This is a genomic window from Nocardioides psychrotolerans (assembly GCF_900113685.1).
GTDB lineage: Bacteria > Actinomycetota > Actinomycetes > Propionibacteriales > Nocardioidaceae > Nocardioides > Nocardioides psychrotolerans.
The window spans coordinates 291,943-309,346 of sequence record NZ_FOQG01000002.1 but is presented as its reverse complement, the minus strand read 5'-3'; the positions used below and the strand labels follow the sequence as shown (position 1 = coordinate 309,346).

General features: G+C 69.4%; 13 protein-coding genes. 4 read left to right on the top strand and 9 right to left on the bottom strand.

The window, feature by feature from the left end; all coding sequences use genetic code 11:
• Position 1: 1 nt before the first annotated feature.
• Together BM204_RS03645 and BM204_RS03640 are read right to left on the bottom strand one after the other, a co-directional pair.
• The gene (locus BM204_RS03645) at positions 2-1,363 is read right to left on the bottom strand and encodes a M50 family metallopeptidase (RefSeq protein WP_091110461.1); all 1,362 of its coding nucleotides are present in this window, start codon (positions 1,361-1,363) and stop codon (positions 2-4) included.
• Positions 1,360-2,457 (bottom strand): 1-deoxy-D-xylulose-5-phosphate reductoisomerase, encoded by a 1,098-nt coding sequence (locus BM204_RS03640; RefSeq protein WP_246165867.1) that lies wholly within the window; start codon positions 2,455-2,457, stop codon positions 1,360-1,362. The genes BM204_RS03645 and BM204_RS03640 overlap by 4 nt, the downstream gene beginning before the upstream one ends.
• A gap of 91 nt (positions 2,458-2,548) precedes the next feature.
• Between BM204_RS03640 and gabT the strand changes: the two genes are divergently transcribed.
• Positions 2,549-3,892, top strand: a complete 1,344-nt coding sequence (gene gabT, locus BM204_RS03635) for a 4-aminobutyrate--2-oxoglutarate transaminase (protein WP_091110457.1) — start codon at positions 2,549-2,551, stop codon at positions 3,890-3,892.
• 415 nt (positions 3,893-4,307) lie between these two features.
• Here the strand turns inward: gabT and BM204_RS03630 are convergent, their stop codons facing one another.
• Genes BM204_RS03630 through BM204_RS03615 form a run of 4 tightly spaced genes read right to left on the bottom strand, consistent with a single transcriptional unit; the run spans position 4,308 to position 8,296 of the window.
• Positions 4,308-5,120, bottom strand: a complete 813-nt coding sequence (locus BM204_RS03630) for an ABC transporter permease (RefSeq protein ID WP_246165863.1) — start codon at positions 5,118-5,120, stop codon at positions 4,308-4,310.
• Positions 5,117-6,004, bottom strand: a complete 888-nt coding sequence (locus BM204_RS03625) for an ABC transporter permease (RefSeq protein WP_091110456.1) — start codon at positions 6,002-6,004, stop codon at positions 5,117-5,119. Before BM204_RS03625 ends, BM204_RS03630 begins: the two co-directional genes overlap by 4 nt.
• Positions 6,005-6,008: 4 nt before the next feature.
• The gene (locus BM204_RS03620) at positions 6,009-7,226 is read right to left on the bottom strand and encodes an ABC transporter substrate-binding protein (protein WP_091110454.1); all 1,218 of its coding nucleotides are present in this window, start codon (positions 7,224-7,226) and stop codon (positions 6,009-6,011) included.
• Positions 7,223-8,296: an ABC transporter ATP-binding protein gene (locus tag BM204_RS03615; RefSeq protein WP_091110453.1), complete on the bottom strand. Its 1,074-nt coding sequence runs from the start codon at positions 8,294-8,296 to the stop codon at positions 7,223-7,225. Before BM204_RS03615 ends, BM204_RS03620 begins: the two co-directional genes overlap by 4 nt.
• A 169-nt stretch (positions 8,297-8,465) precedes the next feature.
• On the opposite strand from BM204_RS03615, the gene BM204_RS03610 reads away from it, so the two are divergent.
• Positions 8,466-10,277 (top strand): N-acyl-D-amino-acid deacylase family protein, encoded by a 1,812-nt coding sequence (locus BM204_RS03610; protein WP_091110451.1) that lies wholly within the window; start codon positions 8,466-8,468, stop codon positions 10,275-10,277.
• Here the strand turns inward: BM204_RS03610 and BM204_RS03605 are convergent.
• The 3 genes from BM204_RS03605 to BM204_RS03595 all read right to left on the bottom strand — a co-directional run bounded on the left by BM204_RS03605 (position 10,264) and on the right by BM204_RS03595 (position 14,816).
• Positions 10,264-11,517, bottom strand: coding sequence for a saccharopine dehydrogenase family protein (locus BM204_RS03605; RefSeq protein ID WP_091110449.1), 1,254 nt, complete (start codon positions 11,515-11,517; stop codon positions 10,264-10,266). The two genes, BM204_RS03610 and BM204_RS03605, sit on opposite strands and share 14 nt — an antisense overlap.
• A gap of 138 nt (positions 11,518-11,655) precedes the next feature.
• Complete coding sequence (locus tag BM204_RS03600; protein WP_091110447.1) at positions 11,656-13,089, bottom strand: gamma-aminobutyraldehyde dehydrogenase; 1,434 nt, start codon at positions 13,087-13,089, stop codon at positions 11,656-11,658.
• A gap of 107 nt (positions 13,090-13,196) precedes the next feature.
• The gene (locus tag BM204_RS03595; protein ID WP_091110446.1) at positions 13,197-14,816 is read right to left on the bottom strand and encodes an amidohydrolase; all 1,620 of its coding nucleotides are present in this window, start codon (positions 14,814-14,816) and stop codon (positions 13,197-13,199) included.
• 114 nt (positions 14,817-14,930) lie between these two features.
• Between BM204_RS03595 and BM204_RS03590 the strand changes: the two genes are divergently transcribed.
• On the top strand, positions 14,931-16,322 hold the full coding sequence (locus BM204_RS03590; RefSeq protein ID WP_091110444.1) for an aspartate aminotransferase family protein: 1,392 nt from the start codon (positions 14,931-14,933) through the stop codon (positions 16,320-16,322).
• 132 nt (positions 16,323-16,454) lie between these two features.
• The gene (locus BM204_RS03585) at positions 16,455-17,402 is read left to right on the top strand and encodes a type IV toxin-antitoxin system AbiEi family antitoxin domain-containing protein (RefSeq protein WP_091110442.1); all 948 of its coding nucleotides are present in this window, start codon (positions 16,455-16,457) and stop codon (positions 17,400-17,402) included.
• Positions 17,403-17,404: the final 2 nt, after the last annotated feature.

Sequence of the window (17,404 nt, the reverse complement as noted above, 5' to 3'; positions counted from 1 at the left end):
CTCAACCCTCCAGGCTGAGCGGCACGACGAGGTCGCCGATGATCAGCACCACGCCCATGACCAGCATCGCCGAGGCGACGACGTAGGCGATCGGCAGCAGCTTGGCGGCGTCGACGTAGCCCGGGTCGGGACGACGACGCAGCCGGGCGATGCCACGACGGACCCACTCCCAGGCGGCGCTGGCGATGTGGCCACCGTCGAGCGGGAGCAACGGCAGGAAGTTGAACATGCCGATGAAGAAGTTGAAGCCGGCGATGAGCATGAGGAGGAAGACGGCCTTCTCGGCGACCGGGAACTGGTCGCTGGAGACGGTCTCGCCCGCGAGGCGGCCACCACCGACGATGCTGACCGGGCCGAGGGGGTCGCGCTCCTCGAGGCCGACGATGGCCTGGGCGACGTCGAAGACCTTCACGGGCAAGGTGGCGAGCGCCTTGACGGTCTCGACGGTCATGTCGCCCATCTGGTCCAGGGTATAGAGGGGGCCGCCCGTGGTGGTGATGATCTCGAGCTCGGGCGTGACGCCGAGGAAGCCGACCTCGCGCAGGGTCTCGTCGGTCTCCGAGGTGGGACGAGCCTCCACCGTCGTCGACGTCGTTCCGTTGAGCTGCTGACCGTCGCGGACGTAGGCGATGGTCGCGTCGCCGGCGGCGTTGTCGCGGATCAGGTCGCGCAGCTGGTCCCAGCCGGTGACCGCGACGCCGTTGAACGTGGTGACCTGGTCACCCGGGCGCAGGCCGGCCTCGAAGGCCGGGCTCGGCGGGTCGTCAGCCGTGCACTTGCGACCCTCCTCGGTGAAGGGGATGACGCACTCCGAGACCGTGCTGATGACCGGGGCCCCCGTGGCGACCTCGGCGGTTTGCTGGCCGTAGGTCGCGAAGACGCCCCAGAAGATGAAGAAGGCGATCAGCAGGTTGACCGTCGGGCCACCGGCCATCACGACGATCTTCTTCCAGGACGCCAGCTTGTAGAAGAGCCGGTCGTTGTCCTCGGGACCGACGAGCTCCCACTCCGCCGCGCGGGCGTCGGAGATCAGCTGGGTGAACATGCCGGTGTTGGACTTGCGCACGCGCGTGACGGTGTTGCCTGCGGCGTCGACGACGACCTCGTCGGCCAGCTCGTGCGCACCCGGCGGCAGCATCCCGACGATCTTGACGTAGCCACCGAGCGGGATCGCCTTGACTCCGTACTCGGTCTCGCCGACCTGCTTGCTCCACACCGTGGGGCCGAAGCCGATGAAGTACTGCGTCACCTTCCCGCCGAACTTCTTCGCCGGGATCATGTGGCCGAGCTCGTGCAGGCCGATCGAGGCGAGGATGGCGACGACGAAGATGACGACGCCGAGAAGGTAGTAGAACGCGGTCACGCGGGTCTCCCGATCAGGCTGCTGGTCTCGGTGCGGGCCCAGGCGTCGGCGGCGAGGATGTCGTCGACGGTGAGTCCCTCGATCGAGGGTACGTCGTGGCGCGCAAGGACGGTGGCAACACTGCTGACGATCTCGTCGAAGCGGAGCCGGCCGGCACGGAACGCCTCGACACAGACCTCGTTGGCCGCGTTGTAGACCGCCGGTGCGGTGCTGCCCTTCTCCCCCGCCTCGCGGGCCAGCGAGACCGCGGGGAACGCCTCGTGGTCGAGCGGGAAGAACTCCCAGGTCTCGGGGCGGGTCCAGTCCACCGGAGGGGCCGCGTCGGGGACCCGGTCGGGCCAGGAGAGCCCCAGCGCGATCGGGATCATCATGGTGGGCGGGCTGGCCTGCACCAGGGTCGAGCCGTCGACGAACTCGACCATCGAGTGCACGACGCTCGTGGGGTGCACGACCACCTCGATCCGGTCGAAGGGGATGCCGAAGAGCAGGTGCGCCTCGATGACCTCGAGGCCCTTGTTGACCAGGGTCGCGGAGTTGATCGTGATGACCGGCCCCATGTCCCAGGTCGGGTGGGCCGCCGCCTGATCCGGGGTCACGTCGGCGAGCTCCGCGCGCGAGCGGCCGCGGAACGGTCCGCCGCTGGCGGTCAGCACGAGTCGTCGTACCTCCTCGGGGCGGGCGCCCCTGAGGCACTGCGCGATCGCGCTGTGCTCGGAGTCGACGGGCACGATCTGGTCCGGCTGCGCACGCTCGAGGACCAACGGGCCACCCATGATGAGCGACTCCTTGTTGGCCAGCGCGAGCGTGGTGCCGGCGTCGAGCGCCGCCAGCGTCGGGCGCAGGCCGACCGCGCCGGTGATGCCGTTGAGCACGACGTCGCAAGGCTGGGCGGCGGCCTCGGTGGAGGCCTCCTCGCCCAGGCCGGAGTACGCCGGGGCGAACTCCTCGACCTGCTGCTCGAAGAGGTCGGGGTTGGACCCGCCCGCGGTCAGGCCGACGACGCGGAAGCGGTCTGGGTTGGCGCGGACCAGCTCCAGGGCCTGGGTGCCGATGGAGCCGGTGGAGCCGAGGACGACGACATCACGACGGGTCACGGGGAGAAGTCTCCCGCACCTGGGCCGACGACCACGAATTCGTCGCAACAGGGGCCTCCACATACGGAAACCGTCGCATTATGCTCAGCACATGACTGAATCTGTTGTCGGAGGACCGTCCCTGCCCCAGGAACGCCGGCTCGTCACGGCGATCCCCGGCCCGGAGTCACGGCGGCGGCTGGAGCGCAAGAAGGAGCACGTTGCCGATGGCGTGGGCACGACGCTGCCCGTGTTCATCGTCGCGGCCGGCGGTGGGGTGCTCCGCGACGTCGACGGCAACTCGCTCATCGACCTCGGCTCGGGGATCGCGGTGACCTCGGTCGGCAATGCCGCCGACGCGGTCGTACGACGGGTGACCGAGCAGGTCGCCGCCTTCACGCACACCTGCTTCATGGTCACGCCGTACGACGGGTACGTCGACGTCTGCGAGGCCCTCGCCGAGCTCACACCGGGCGACCACGCCAAGAAGTCCGCCCTCTTCAACTCCGGCGCCGAGGCCGTGGAGAACGCGGTCAAGATCGCCCGCGTGGCGACCGGCAAGGACGCGGTCGTGGTCTTCGACCACGCCTACCACGGGCGCACCAACCTGACGATGGCGATGACCGCCAAGAACATGCCCTACAAGCACGGCTTCGGGCCGTTCGCCGGCGAGGTATACCGCGCACCGATGTCCTACCCGTTCCGCGACGGACTCTCCGGCCAGGAGGCTGCCGCGCGGGCGATCGACGTGATCGAGAAGCAGGTGGGTGCGACCAACCTGGCCTGCGTGGCGATCGAACCGATCCAGGGTGAGGGCGGTTTCATCGTGCCGGCGCCCGGCTTCCTGCCGGCGATCGCCGCGTGGTGCACGGCCAACGACGTCGTCTACATCGCCGACGAGATCCAGTCGGGCTTCTGCCGCACCGGCGACTGGTTCGCCAGCGACCACGAGGGCGTCGTGCCCGACCTGGTCACCACCGCCAAGGGCATCGCGGGCGGCCTGCCGCTGGCCGGGGTCACCGGCCGCGCGGAGCTGATGGACGCCGTGCACGCGGGCGGTCTCGGCGGCACCTACGGCGGCAACCCGGTCGCCTGCGCGGCCGCGATGGGCGCGATCGAGGAGATGCGCGAGCACGACCTCGGCGCCCGGGCCCGCGAGATCGGCGCGACGATGGCCGGCCGGCTCGCGGACCTCCAGGAGACCTACGCGGTCGTCGGCGACGTCCGAGGTCGCGGCGCGATGATGGCGATCGAGCTGTGCACCCCCGGCACCACCGAGCCGGACGCCGCCCGCGCCGCAGCCGTAGCAGCCCACTGCCACGCCCACGGCGTCGTCGTCCTCACCTGCGGCACCTGGGGCAACGTCTTCCGCTTCCTGCCGCCGCTGTCGATCTCCGACGAGCTGCTCGCCGAGGGCTTCGACGTCGTCGCGGAGGCGTTCGCGGCCACCGCGTGAGCGGGCTCAGCTCTCGTTGATGCGGCTGGGTTGCCGTGGCGTGCGAGTCGTAGCCGTCTACGCGCCAGAAGCGTGCGTTTTCGAGCGAACGCCACGCAGCAGAACCGGACGCCGGGTCGGCGGTGAGCTGCCAACCCGGCGTCGGTGGTGCAACGGTGGCTGGCTCACCGCCTGGACCTCGGCATGACAGTGCGCCGGCAGTGCCTTGGCAGCGGAGCACGCGGTGGCTCAGCGCCCGACTGAGGATGACAGACGACTGGCACGGCAAGACCTACGGCCGGTTCACCATGCCGACTCGGCAGGCCGACCTGCTGTGGGCCGACGTGCATGGCCTCGCCCTGGCCCGCTCCACCTCCAGGCCGCCCGCGGCGAGCGCGGCGGCGACGGCCTTCGCTGTTCACCCAACGAGGGAGGCTCAGCGCGCCCCGGTCATTGCCTCGGCGTTGCCGCCGGAGAGCTTCTGGGCAAGGTAGATCGGGATCGCGGAGGCCACGATCAGGACGGCGGCCACCACGTTGACCACGGGGGCCTGGTTGGGACGGAAGAGGTTCTGGAAGATCCAGATCGGCAGCGTCTCGTCCTGGCTGCCCGCGGTGAACGTGGTCACGACGATCTCGTCGAAGGAGAGCCCGAAGGCCAACAGCGCGCCGGCCAAGAGCGCCGAGCGGATCATCGGCAGCGTCACCAGTCGGAAGGTCGTGAAGGGCCCGGCGCCGAGATCCATCGAAGCGGACTCCAGGTTGCCTCCGAGCCGCTGGAAGCGCGCCTGAACGTTGTTGAAGACCGTCACGATGCAGAACGTCGCGTGCGCCACCACCACGGTGAACAGGCTCAGGTCGATGCCGAGCATGGTCTTGAACGCGTTCTGCAGGGCGATGCCCGTCACGATGCCCGGCAGCGCGATCGGCAGGATGATGAGTAGCGAGACGGTGTTGCGGCCGAAGAACTTCGTGCGGCGCAGGCCCATGGCGGCCAGAGTCCCCAGCACGAGCGCGACCAGGGTGGCGAGTGCCGCGACCTGGACGCTGGTCCACAGGGCGGCCCGCGCGCCTTCGCTGCGGGCCGCGAGCTCCCACCACGCAAGCGTGAGCTCCTCCGGCGGCCAGCCGAAGGTCCGGTCTGCGTTGAAAGAATTCAGCACCACCAGCATCAACGGGACGTAGATGACCACCAGCACCACGACGGTGAAGATCCGGAGCGCGACTCGAAGTCCGCCCGACAGGATCACAGGTTGTCCAAAGCGCCGGTACGACGAGCGGCAGCGAGGTAGACCAGCATGACCACCACGGGGATGGTCGCCACGGCGGCTGCGAAGGGCAGGTTGTTGGCCGCGCCCTGGTTGTCGTAGACGACGTTGCCGAGCAGCTGGCTGGTCCCGCCGACGATGCGCACCGCGATGTAGTCACCCATCGTCAGCGAGAACGTGAAGATCGACCCGGCCACGATCGCCGGGAAGGCCATGGGCAGCACCACCCGGCGCAGCGTCATGGCGGACCTCGCGCCCAGGTCGGAGGATGCCTCGAAGAGCGAGTCGGGCAGTCGCTCAAGCCCGGCGTAGATCGGCAGGATCATGAACGGCAGCCACAGGTAGGCCAGCGTGATCGTGGTCGCCACCAGCCCGTAGCCCGGGGACTCCAGCCCGAACGGCGCCGCGATCGAGGAGATGAGTCCCCCCTCGGAGAGCATGCTGCGCCACGCGTAGGCCTTGACGAGGTAGGAAGCCCACAGTGGCATCAGCACCGCGATCACCAGCAGCCGCTGGAGCCGAGGCGAGGCGACCTTCGCCATGTAGAGCGCGATGGGGAAGGCGAGCACCGCGTCGACGATCGTGACCACGGCCGCGATCGTGATCGTCCGGACCGTGATCGTCCGATAGACCTCGATGGTGAACAGGTCGCGGAAGTTGTCGAGGGTCCAGATCCTCTCGATGGCCCCCGTGAAATCGTTCTGACCCCACAGCGAGGTGATGAACAGCGCCCCGAGCGCACCGAGATAGGCGACTCCCAGCCAGAGCATCGGCGGGATGAGCAGCAGCACCGAGCGGTCACGGGAGCGACGACCAGGACGCGGGATCACCAGGATCCCGCGTCCCGGTCGTTGCGATGAAGCCATGAAATCAGCCCTTGACCTCGGTCCAGGCCTGAGTCCAGTCGCCGTAGTCGGTGCACTTCACGTCCGTGCGACCGTCCAGGCACTGCTCGATCGGCGTGGTCCAGTACCAGAGCTTGGAGGCGTACTCCTCGTCCCCTGCGTGGAAGGTCTCGCAGTGGCCTTCGGAGGCGATGTCACACGCCTTGGCGTTCGACGGCGCCTCGCCGAAGTACTCCGCCACGGCCGCGTTGGCCTCCGGGCTGATGATGTGATTCATCCAGGCGTAGGCACAGTTGGTGTTGGGCGAATCGGCACCCACCATCCACGTGTCCGACCATCCGGTCGCGCCCTCCTCGGGCAGGACCACGTCGACGGGCACGCCCTCCCCCTGGGCGACGTTGGCGATGACCTGCCACGTCGTGCCCACGACGCTGTCACCGGTGGTGAAGGCCTGGACCTCCTTGAGGTAGTCCGACCAGTACTCGCCCACGTTCTCCTTCTGCTTCTTGAGCAGGTCGACGGCGGCGGCGAGCTGGTCCTCGTCCAGGGAGTACGGGTGCTCGATGCCGAGGTCGGGCTGGGTCTCCATGAGGTACATCGCGGCGTCGGCGATGTAGATGGGCGAGTCGTAGGCCGTCACCTTGCCTGCGTACTCCGAGCCGCCCTCGAACACGACGCTCCAACTGGTCGGAGCCGACTCGACCAGGTCAGTACGCCACATGAGCAGGTTGGCGCCGTAGCCGTGCGGGACTCCGTACATCTGGCCGTCCACCGAGTTCCAGTCACGGTCCTTGAGGTAGTCGTAGACATCGACGTAGTTCTCGACCAGGTCGACGTTGACCGGGGCCACGTCCCCCGCCGCAATCATGCGCAGCGACGCGTCGCCTGAGGCAGACACCACGTCGTACTCGCCGGTCTTCATGAGACTGACCGCCTCGTCGGACGTGCCGAAGTACTTTACGTTGGCCTGGCAGCCGGTCTCCTCCTCGAACGGGGTGACCCAGTCGACGGCGGCGTCGGTGCTGCCGTCCTCGGCGTAGCCCGGCCAGGCAAGGATGTTCACCTCACCCTCCATGTCGCCCATCTCCTCCTTCATCGGGAGGTCAGGCGGTGTGAACCCGGCGGCCGAGCCCGTGTCGTCATCCGCGTCCGACCCACCCGATTCGGTGCCGCACCCGGCGGCGAGGGCCAGCAGGAAGGCGCTGGTCACCGCCAATGTTCGCCTCTTCGTGCTTCGTTTCATGCTGTCTCCTCCTCAGGGGACGCCACCGGGTCGGGATCGGACCCGCCCAGGGACACCAGGTGGTCGCGTCGCCAGGTGACGACGACGCGCTGGTCGCGACGCTCAAGGGCGGCGTCGATCGACCGGTCGAAGTTGTGGTGGGCCACCGTCACGGTGGTGCCCGCATCGAGTTCGACGACGGAGTGGGTGGTGGAGCCGAGGTAGACGACCTCACGGACCACTCCGGGGGCCACGCACACGCGCGCGTCCGCGCTCGGCGCCTCGGACGGTCCCACGAGCTGGACCTTCTCGGGGCGGATGACGAAGCGCCCGGCCTCCCCCAGGATCGCCCGGGCGACCTCGCCCTCGATCAGGTTCGAGGTGCCGACGAAGCCTGCCACGAACGTGCTCGCGGGCTTCTCGTAGAGCTCCACCGGTGACGCGAGCTGCTCGATGCGTCCCTCGTTGAAGACCGCGATGCGGTCGCTCATCGTGAGAGCCTCCTCCTGGTCGTGGGTCACGAACACGAAGGTGATGCCTACCTCACGCTGGATCTCCTTGAGCTCGATCTGCATCTCGCGGCGCAGCTTGAGGTCGAGCGCGCCCAGGGGCTCGTCGAGCAGCAGCACCTTGGGCCGGTTGACGAGCGCCCGCGCCAGGGCGACGCGCTGGCGCTGACCTCCGGAGAGCTGGTGCGGCTTGCGCTCGCCGTACCCGTCGAGGCGCACGGTCGCCAGCGCCTGCTCGGCACGCTCGCGGCGCTCACCGCGGGGCACCTTCTTGACGCGCAGGCCGTACTCGACATTCTGCCGCACGCTCATGTGAGGGAAGATCGCGTAGTCCTGGAAGACGGTGTTGACGTCGCGGGCGTACGGCGCCCGGTCGGTGACGTCCTCCTGGCCGAGCTGGATCCGGCCGGAGGTGGGCTTCTCGAAGCCGGCGATCAGCCGCAGGACCGTGGTCTTCCCGGAGCCGGAGGGGCCGAGCATGGAGAAGAACTCACCGTCGGCGATGTCGAGGTCGAGGTCGTCGACGGCGCGCACATCGTCGAAGTGCTTGCTCAGTCCCCTCACGGAAATCGCGTTCGGCATGGAGGGAACCTAGCGAAGCCAGCATCCGATTTTCATCGTCTTGACGGCTTTGGGCAACGATTCGCGCGGTTGTTACCGCCTTGTGACACCGGATACGTCAGCCGGCTGCTTCTTCCAGCCCTCAGACCCGACTCTTGACGCGTGTCAAAACCTCCGGTTGTATCGCCCTGTGACCTACGACGCCATCATCCGCAACGGCCGCTGGTTCGACGGTACGGGGGCTGCCTCGGCGGTCCGCGACCTCGGCATTAAGGACGGCGTGGTCGTCGAGATCTCCGCGACCCCGCTGGAGGCGACCGGCTGCCCCGAGGTGGTCGACGCCCGCGGGCAGTGGGTCCTGCCCGGCATGGTCGACATCCACACCCACTACGACGTCGAGGTGCTGCGCGACCCGCACCTGCCCGAGTCGCTGCGCCACGGCGTCACCACGATCCTGCTCGGCTCCTGCTCGCTCTCGACCATCCATGTCGGCGGCGTCGACGCCGGCGACCTGTTCGGCCGGGTCGAGGCGATCCCCCGCCAGCACGTCATCTCTGCCGTCGAGGAGGCCAAGACCTGGAGCTCGGCCGGCGAGTACGTCGACGCGCTCGAGTCGCTCCCCCTCGGCCCCAACCTCGCCGCCTTCATCGGCCACTCCGACATGCGCACCGCGACGATGGGCCTGGACCAGGCCACGCGCAAGGGCGTCAAGCCGTCGCGTCGCGAGCAGCAGCGCATGGAGGACATGCTCACCGAGGCGCTCGACGCCGGGTTCGTCGGCATGTCGGCCCAGCAGCTGCTCTTCGACAAGCTCGACGGCGAGGTCTGCCGCTCGCGCACCCTGCCCTCGACCTACGCGAAGTGGCGCGAGATGCGCGGCCTGCGCCGGATCCTTCGCGAGCGCGAGCGTGCGCTCCAGGCAGGCCCCGACGCCAGCCACCCCCACACGATCGTCACGCAGGCCTTCGGCTCCATCGGCCTCGGCGGCCGCAAGCCCCTCAAGACGAGCCTGCTCTCGGCGGCCGACATCAAGGCCATCCCCGGGATCATCCACCTGATGCGCGTGCTCGCAGCCGTCTCCAACCGCCTCGGAGGCGACTTCCGCTGGCAGCACCTCCCGGTCCCCTTCGAGGTCTACGCCGACGGCATCGACCTGGTCATCTTCGAGGAGTTCGGCTCCGGCGCCGCCGCCCTGCACCTGTCGGAGAAGATCGCCCGCGACGACCTGCTGGCCGACCCGGCCTACCGCGCGGCCTTCCGCAAGGACTACGAGAGCAAGTACGGCCCCCGGGTCTGGCACCGTGATTTCTTCGACGCCGAGATCATGGAGTGCCCCGACGCCTCCGTCATCGGCAAGTCCTTCGGGCAGGTCGGTGTCGAGCGTGGCGGGAAGCACCCCGTCGACGCCTTCCTCGACCTGGTGCTCGAGCACGGCACGTCGATCCGTTGGCGCACGACGATCTCGGGGCACCGCCCCCACATCCTCAAGAAGATGGCTGCCAGCCCCGGCATCCAGATGGGCTTCTCCGACGCCGGCGCCCACCTGCGCAACATGAGCTTCTACAACTTCGGGCTCCGGCTGCTCAAGCACGTGCACGACGCCGACCAGGCAGGCTCGCCGTTCATCACCGTCGAGCACGCGGTGCACCGGCTGACCGGCGAGCTCGCCGACTGGTACGGCATCGACGCCGGCCACCTCCGCGTCGGCGACCGCGCCGACCTGTTCCTGCTCGACCCGGCACACCTCGACGAGACCTTGACCGACTACGCCGAGGCTCCCGTCGAGCAGTACGACGGTCTCTCGCGCATGGTCAACCGCAACGACGCGACCGTCCCCCTCGTGATGGTGTCCGGGCGCGTGGTGTGGCGCGACGGCGAGGGGACCGACGTACTCCTGCGGGAGCGGACGGGGCAGTTCCTGCGCGCCGGTGAGCCGGGTCCGGCGTTGGCGACAGCGCCGGTGACCGAGCGTCCCGAGGCTGCTGTGGCTACAGCTCCTTGATCCCCCACGGGCTGCCGTAGGCGGTCAGCAGGTCGAGGAACGGCACGGCGTCGAAGGCCTCGGGGCCGAGCACGCCGGCGCCGCTCCACACGCCGGTGGCGAGCAGCTCGAGGGCCACGACCGGGTTGATCGCGGTCTGCCACACGACGCACTGGTGGCCGTACTCCGCCATCGTCCACTCGTTATCGACCACGTGATAGAGGTAGGTCGACCGCGGGCCTGTCGGACTCCCGTGAGCGTCCTTGCCCGTGCCGGTCACCCACAGGCCGGCGCAGGTCTTGCCCTTCATCCGCGGGCCCACGGTCGCAGGGTCGGGCAGCACGGCGGCGACCACGTCGCGGGGGCTGACCTCGCAGTGCCCACCAGAAGCGGCCTTGACACGGATCTTCTCGGTGCTGTCGAGGCCGAGGGTGTGCAGGACCTTGAGGATGGTGATGAACTCATCGCCGAGGCCGTACTTGAACGTCGCGCGCTTGCAGTTGATCCAGCGCGGCATCAGGAGCACCTCCTCGTGCTCGACGTTGACGCACTCGACCGGGCCGATGCCTTCGGGGAAGTCGAAGACCTCGGGCTCGCTGAACGGCGCGGTCGTGTGCCACTCGCCCTTCCCGGTCCCGTCGCCGGCCCAGATGACCGGCGGGTTGAGGCACTCCTCGATCGTGGTCCACATCGAGAACGACGGTGCGAAGACCTCGTTGCCGTCCTCGTCGGTGACGACCAGGTTGGCGCCGTCGCGGGTGCCGAGCTCGTCGATCTCGCTGAAGAGGTGGTCGCTGGCGTAGCGCGCGAAGACGTCGGAGAGCCCCGGCTCGACGCCGATCCCGACCAGCGCGAGGCGACCTGCTTGCTCCCACTCCCCTGCCACGGCAAACTGCTCGTCGCCGAGCTTCACCCCGCACTGCTCGTACGGCGACTCCGGGTGCGGCCTGGAGAGGCTCATCGCCATGTCGAGGTAGTCGGCGCCCGCGGCGAACGCGCCCTCGAAGATCGACATGTCGAACACCGGGTCGACCGCGTTCATCACGTGGGTGATCCGGTGCTCGCGGCAGAGCGCCGTGACGGACGCCGCGTCGGAGGCGTCGACGCGGGCCTCGACGTAGCGCTCATCGATGGCTGCGGCCGCCGCCGCCTTCGCCTCGTCGTAGTCGGCCACGACGATCGCCTCGAAGAAGTCGCGGCGTGCCGCGATCGCCGCGAAGGCCGATCCGACGCCGCCGGCGCCGACCAGGAGGATCCTCATCTGCTCTTCCATTCTATGAAGTCACATGTGGGCGTCGTGAGATCGGTGCGCTGCCAAGGCGGAGGCGCGAAGGCGGTCTTGGAGCGAAGCGGGCCGTCGAGCGCCGACAACGCCGGCAGCGTGCCGATATCGCGGCGCTCACTCGCCGATGTAGGACATGACGTGCTTGATGCGGGTGTAGTCCTCGAGGCCGTACATCGAGAGGTCCTTGCCGTAGCCGGACTGCTTGAAGCCACCGTGGGGCATCTCGGAGACGAAGGGGATGTGGGTGTTGATCCACACCACACCGAAGTCGAGGCGCTTGGACATCCGCATGGCGCGGGCGTGGTCCTTGGTCCACACGCTGGAGGACAGGCCGTACTTCACGCCGTTGGCCCAGCGCAGGGCCTCGGCCTCGTCGGCGAACTTCTGCACCGTGATGACGGGGCCGAAGATCTCGTCCTGGACCTGCTCGTCGTCCTGCTTCAGGCCGGAGAGCACGGTCGGGGTGTAGAAGTAGCCGCGGTCGCCCTGGCGCGAGCCGCCGGCCTCGAGGGTGGCGTGGTCGGGCAGCCGATCGACCATGCCGGCGACGCGAGCGAGCTGGTGCTCGTTGTTGAGCGCGCCGTAGAGGACGTCCTCGTCGTCGGGCATGCCGGTGCGGGTGGCCTTGGCCTGCTCGGCGAGCGCCGCCACGAAGTCGTCGTAGACGCCGGGGCCGGCGAGTACACGGGTGGCGGCGGTGCAGTCCTGACCGGCGTTGAAGTAGCCGGCCTCGGCGATTGCGGCCGCGGCCTTCTCGACGTCGGCGTCGTCGAAGACGATGACCGGAGCCTTGCCACCCAGCTCGAGGTGGACCCGTTTGACGTCGGCGGCGGCTGCTCCGGCGACCTCCATGCCCGCGCGGACCGAGCCGGTGATCGACACCATCTGCGGGGTCTTGTGCTCCACCAGCGCACGGCCGGTGTCGCGGTCGCCGCAGACGACGTTGAGCACCCCGGGCGGCAGGAACTCCTGGCACAGCTCCGCGAGCAGCGTGGAGCTGGCGGGCGTGGTGTCGCTGGGCTTGAGGACGATCGTGTTGCCGGCTGCGAGCGCGGGCGCGATCTTCCAGATCATCATCATCAACGGGTAGTTCCACGGCGTCACCTGGCCGACGACGCCGATCGGCTCGCGTCGGACGAAGGAGGTGTGGTCGGCGAGGTACTCCCCGGCCGACTTGCCCTCCAGCACGCGGGCGGCGCCGGCGAAGAAGCGGAAGTGGTCGGAGCTGGGCGGTAGCTCCTCGGAGGCGGTGAGGCCCAGGGGCTTGCCGGTGTCACGGGACTCCACGCGCACGATCTCGTCGGCCCGGGCGTCGATGGCGTCGGCGATGTGGAGCAGGGCACGGGCCCGCTCCTGGGGCGTGGTCTCACCCCAGGCGTCGAACGCCGCGTCGGCGGCGGCGTAGGCCCGGTCGACGTCCTCGGCCCGCGACATCGGCGCCTGCGCGTAGACCTCGCCCGTGCTCGGGTCGATGACGTTGTAGGTCTCCCCCGCGGACGCGTCGACGAGCTCTCCGTTGACGATGTTCTTGAATGTCTGGTGGGCCATGTGGGGAGCCTAGTCAGGCTGCGACGAAATCTATAGCCCTGCGGGCGATCTGACGCGGAATCCGTCGTCATGCTCCCGCAATACTTCGCAGACCGGCATCGCTTGCGTCAATTGATGGGGCGACCGTCGATCCAGGTGCCGGTGACCGTGGTGGCGCCGATCTCAGCGGGGATCCCCGCGAACGGGTCCCGGTCGAGCACCACCAGGTCGGCGACCGCACCGGCTCGCAGCACGCCGGCGTCGTCGCGGTGGTTCACCCAGGCGCTGCCGGAGGTGTAGGCCGCGAACGCCGTCTCGAGCGCGAGGGCCTGCTCGGGGAGGAAGGGCTCCTCCCCGGCCGGACCGGACTCCCCGTGGGCCGTGCGGTTGACCGCGACGTGGATGGCCTGGAGCGGGTCGGGCGTGCTGACCGGCCAGTCGCTGCCGGCGACGAGGTGGGCGCCGGCGCGGTGCAGGTCGCCGAACGGGTACTGCCAGCGGGCCCGCTCCGCCCCCAGGAACGGCAGCGTCAGGTCGACCATCTGCTCGTCGAGGCAGGCCCACAGCATCTGCACATCGGCGGCGACCCCGAGAGCGGCGAAGCGCGCGACGTCGTCGGGGTGCACCACCTGCAGGTGGGCGATCTGGTGGCGCCGGTCGTGGCCGGGGTCCAGGCCCTCGAACGCGTCCAGCGCCTCGCGCACGCCGCGGTCACCGATGCCATGGACGTGGACCTGGAAGCCTTCGGCGTCGAGGCGGGCGACGTGGCGACGCAGCGCCGCGGGGTCGACGAAGGAGTGACCGGTGTTGGTCGTCGCGTGGCCGCAGCGGTCGAGGTAGGGCGTCGTGAGCGCGGCCGTGCCGTTCTCCGCGACCCCGTCCTGCATGACCTTGACGCTCGTGGCGCGGAAGCGCCCGTGGGTGTAGACGTCACGTCGGGCGAGCAGGTCGGCGACCTGTTCCTCACCTCGGTCACGGTCCCACCACAGGGCACCGACCACGTCGGCGGTCAGGTCGCCGCGCTGCGCGGCTCGGAGGTACGTCGGTCCGGGGTCGTCCATCCCCGCGTAGGCGCCGACGATCGCGTCCTGCCAGCCAGTGACGCCGAGGGAGTGGAGGTAGGCCTGGCCGGCCAGCAGGGCCTGGTAGTTCTCCTCGACGCTCGTGGTCGGGGTGTGGCGGGCAACGGCGTGCATGGCGCCCTCGTGGAGCGTGCCCGTGGGCCGGCCGGTCGGGTCCCGCTCGACGTGGCCGTGGGGCGGGTCGGGAGTGGTGGCGTCGATGCCGGCGATCTCCAGCGCCCGCGAGTTGACCCAGGCGCCGTGGTGGTCGCGGTTGGGCAGGAAGACTGGCCGGTCCGGCACCACGCGGTCGAGGTCGGCTGCCGTGGGCGTGCCGCCCGGGAACGCCGACATCGCCCAGCCGCCGCCGAGGATCCAGGGCAGGTCGGGGTGGGCGGCCGCGTAGGCGGCGATGTGCTCAAGGTAGGCGTCGCGCCCCTCCAGCTCCGAGAGGTCGCAGCGGATCCGCTCGAGCCCACCCTGGACCGCGTGGACGTGGGCGTCGACGAAGCCGGGCGCCAGCAGGCCGCCGGCCAGGTCCACGACCCGACCTGTCGGGAGCGTGAAGCCGCCGGGGTCGCCCACCAGGACGTCGGCGATGCGGCCGTCCACGACGACGACCGCACCCGGACCGACGTACCGATGACCGTCGAAGAGGGTGCCGTTGCGGAAGACCGTGGTCGTCATGGACGCATGTCTACCAGGCAGGACGACACTGCGGCACAACGAATTCCGTCGCCCTCATGATGCTTCACAACGGATTCACTTGCTCTTGTCGGCCTGGACAGGGAGGATGGTCGCATGACGTTGGACTACGACCACCTGCAGCGCGCCGCCAAGGACCACCTGTGGATGCACTTCACGCGCCACTCCACCTATGACCACTCCGACGTCCCCATCATCGTCAAGGGCGAGGGCGCCTACATCTGGGACGCCCAGGGCAAGAAGTACCTCGACGGTCTCGCCGGTCTCTTCGTCTCCCAGCTCGGGCACGGCCGCACCGAGCTCGCCGAGGCCGGCGCCAAGCAGGCCTCGCAGCTGGCCTTCCACCCGCTGTGGTCCTACGCCCACCCGACCGCGATCGAGCTCGCCGAGCGGGTCGCCGGCTATGCGCCCGGGGACCTGAACCGGGTGTTCTTCACCTCCGGCGGTGGCGAGGCCGTGGAGTCGGCGTGGAAGCTGGCGAAGAACTACTTCAAGCTCACCGGCAAGCCGATGAAGCACAAGGTCGTCAGCCGCGCGATCGCATACCACGGCACCACCGCGGGCGCGCTGTCGATCACGGGGCTTCCGGGGCTGAAGGCACAGTTCGAGCCGCTGGTCCCCTCGACCTTCCGCGCGCCCAACACCAACTCCTACCGGGCCCACGAGATCACCGGCGGATTCCTCGACGGGCACTCCGACCCCGAGGCCTTCGGCCGCTGGGCAGCCGACCAGATCGAGGTCGCGATCATCAACGAAGGACCCGAGACGGTCGCCGCGGTGTTCCTCGAGCCGGTGCAGAACGCCGGCGGCTGCTTCCCGCCCCCGCCGGGCTACTTCCAGCGGGTGCGCGAGATCTGCGACCGCCACGACGTGCTCCTGGTCTCCGACGAGGTCATCTGCGCCTTCGGCCGCCTCGGGCACATGTTCGGCGCCGAACGCTACGGCTACCAGCCCGACATCATCACCTGCGCCAAGGGCATCACCTCGGGCTACGCGCCGCTGGGCGCGATGATCACCTCCGACCGGCTCATGGAGCCGTTCCTCCACGGCCACGAGTCCTTCGCCCACGGCTACACCTTCGGCGGCCACCCGGTCTCCACCGCGGTCGCGCTGGCCAACCTCGACATCTTCGAGCGCGAAGGCATCCTCGAGCACGTGCGGTCCAACGAGGGCGCGTTCCGCTCGACGCTGGAGCGCCTCAAGGACCTGCCCATCGTCGGCGACGTCCGCGGCGACGGCTACTTCTACGGCATCGAGCTCGTCAAGGACAAGGACACCCGCGAGACCTTCAACGAGGAGGAGTCCGAGAAGCTCCTGCGCGGCTTCCTCTCCAAGGCGCTCTACGACGAAGGCCTCTACTGCCGCGCCGACGACCGCGGTGACCCCGTCATCCAGCTCTCCCCGCCGCTGATCTGCGGCCAGGAGGAGTTCGACGAGATCGAGCACATCCTGCGCGTCGTCCTCGACAAGGCGTCCACGCTGCTCTGAGCACGCCGAGTCGGCGCGATGTCGCACGGCCGTACGCCGAGTCGGCGCGATGTCGCACACGCCGAAGGCTGTCATCCACAGGCGGGACGACACCCGGGTTGAGCTCGGCAGGGGTCGGGCAGGTCGCCCGACATGGCACCTCATCACATCGTCAGCACCCTGCCCACCCGTCCGTTCACGCTCGCTGACGCGCAGGACGCTGGGGTGGAGCGCTCGCAGTTGTCGCGCCTGACGATCGACGGGGAGCTCCGACGGATGCTCAACGGCGTCTACGTGCCGTCGTACGTCGCAGACTCGGTCGGGCTGCGATGCGAGGCGCTGAGGCTGGTGGTGCCGGCCGATGTGTTCATCTGCGATCGGACGGCGGCCTGGTTGCACGGGGCCACCGGAGCGCTCGCGCCTGGGGAGCACCAGGGCGTGCCACTGGTCTCGATGTTCCGGGCCAGCGATGCGGGGCGGGTGCGGAACCCGATCACCGACAGTGGCGAGCGACGGATCCGCCCGTCGGACGTCATGGAGCTGCACGGGCTGCGCGTCACGACACCGTTGCGCACCGCGCTCGACCTCGGACGCCTGCAGCGCACCGTCGACCTGCGGTTGGCGGGCCTGGACGCGATGCTGCGCCTCGGCCTCTTCAGTCACGACGAGCTCCTCGCCGAGGTGTCGCGATTCGACAAGCAGCGCGGCGTCGTCGTGCTCCGAGTGCTCGCGCTGCGAGCTGACGGCGGGGCAGCGTCGTTCGCCGAGTCCGCCCTTCGGAACCGGTGGTGCGATGCGGGACTGCCGCGCCCGCAGACCCAGATCCCGATCGAGGTCGATGGCGTCGTCCGGTTCTTCCTCGACATGGGGATCGAGGACTGGCTCCTCGCGGCGGAGTACGACGGCGAGGAGTGGCACGGCGAGGAGCACGCCGAGCACGACGATTCGCGGCGCACGTGGCTGGAGACCGAGCGGGCCTGGCAGATCGAGGTGTTCCGGAAGGAGCACACCTTCGGGCACCATCAGGACGCGGAGCAGCGGCTGCACCGCTGCGCGGCCGCGGCTCGAGCAATGCTCGACCGGCGTCGCACGTTCACCTGAGC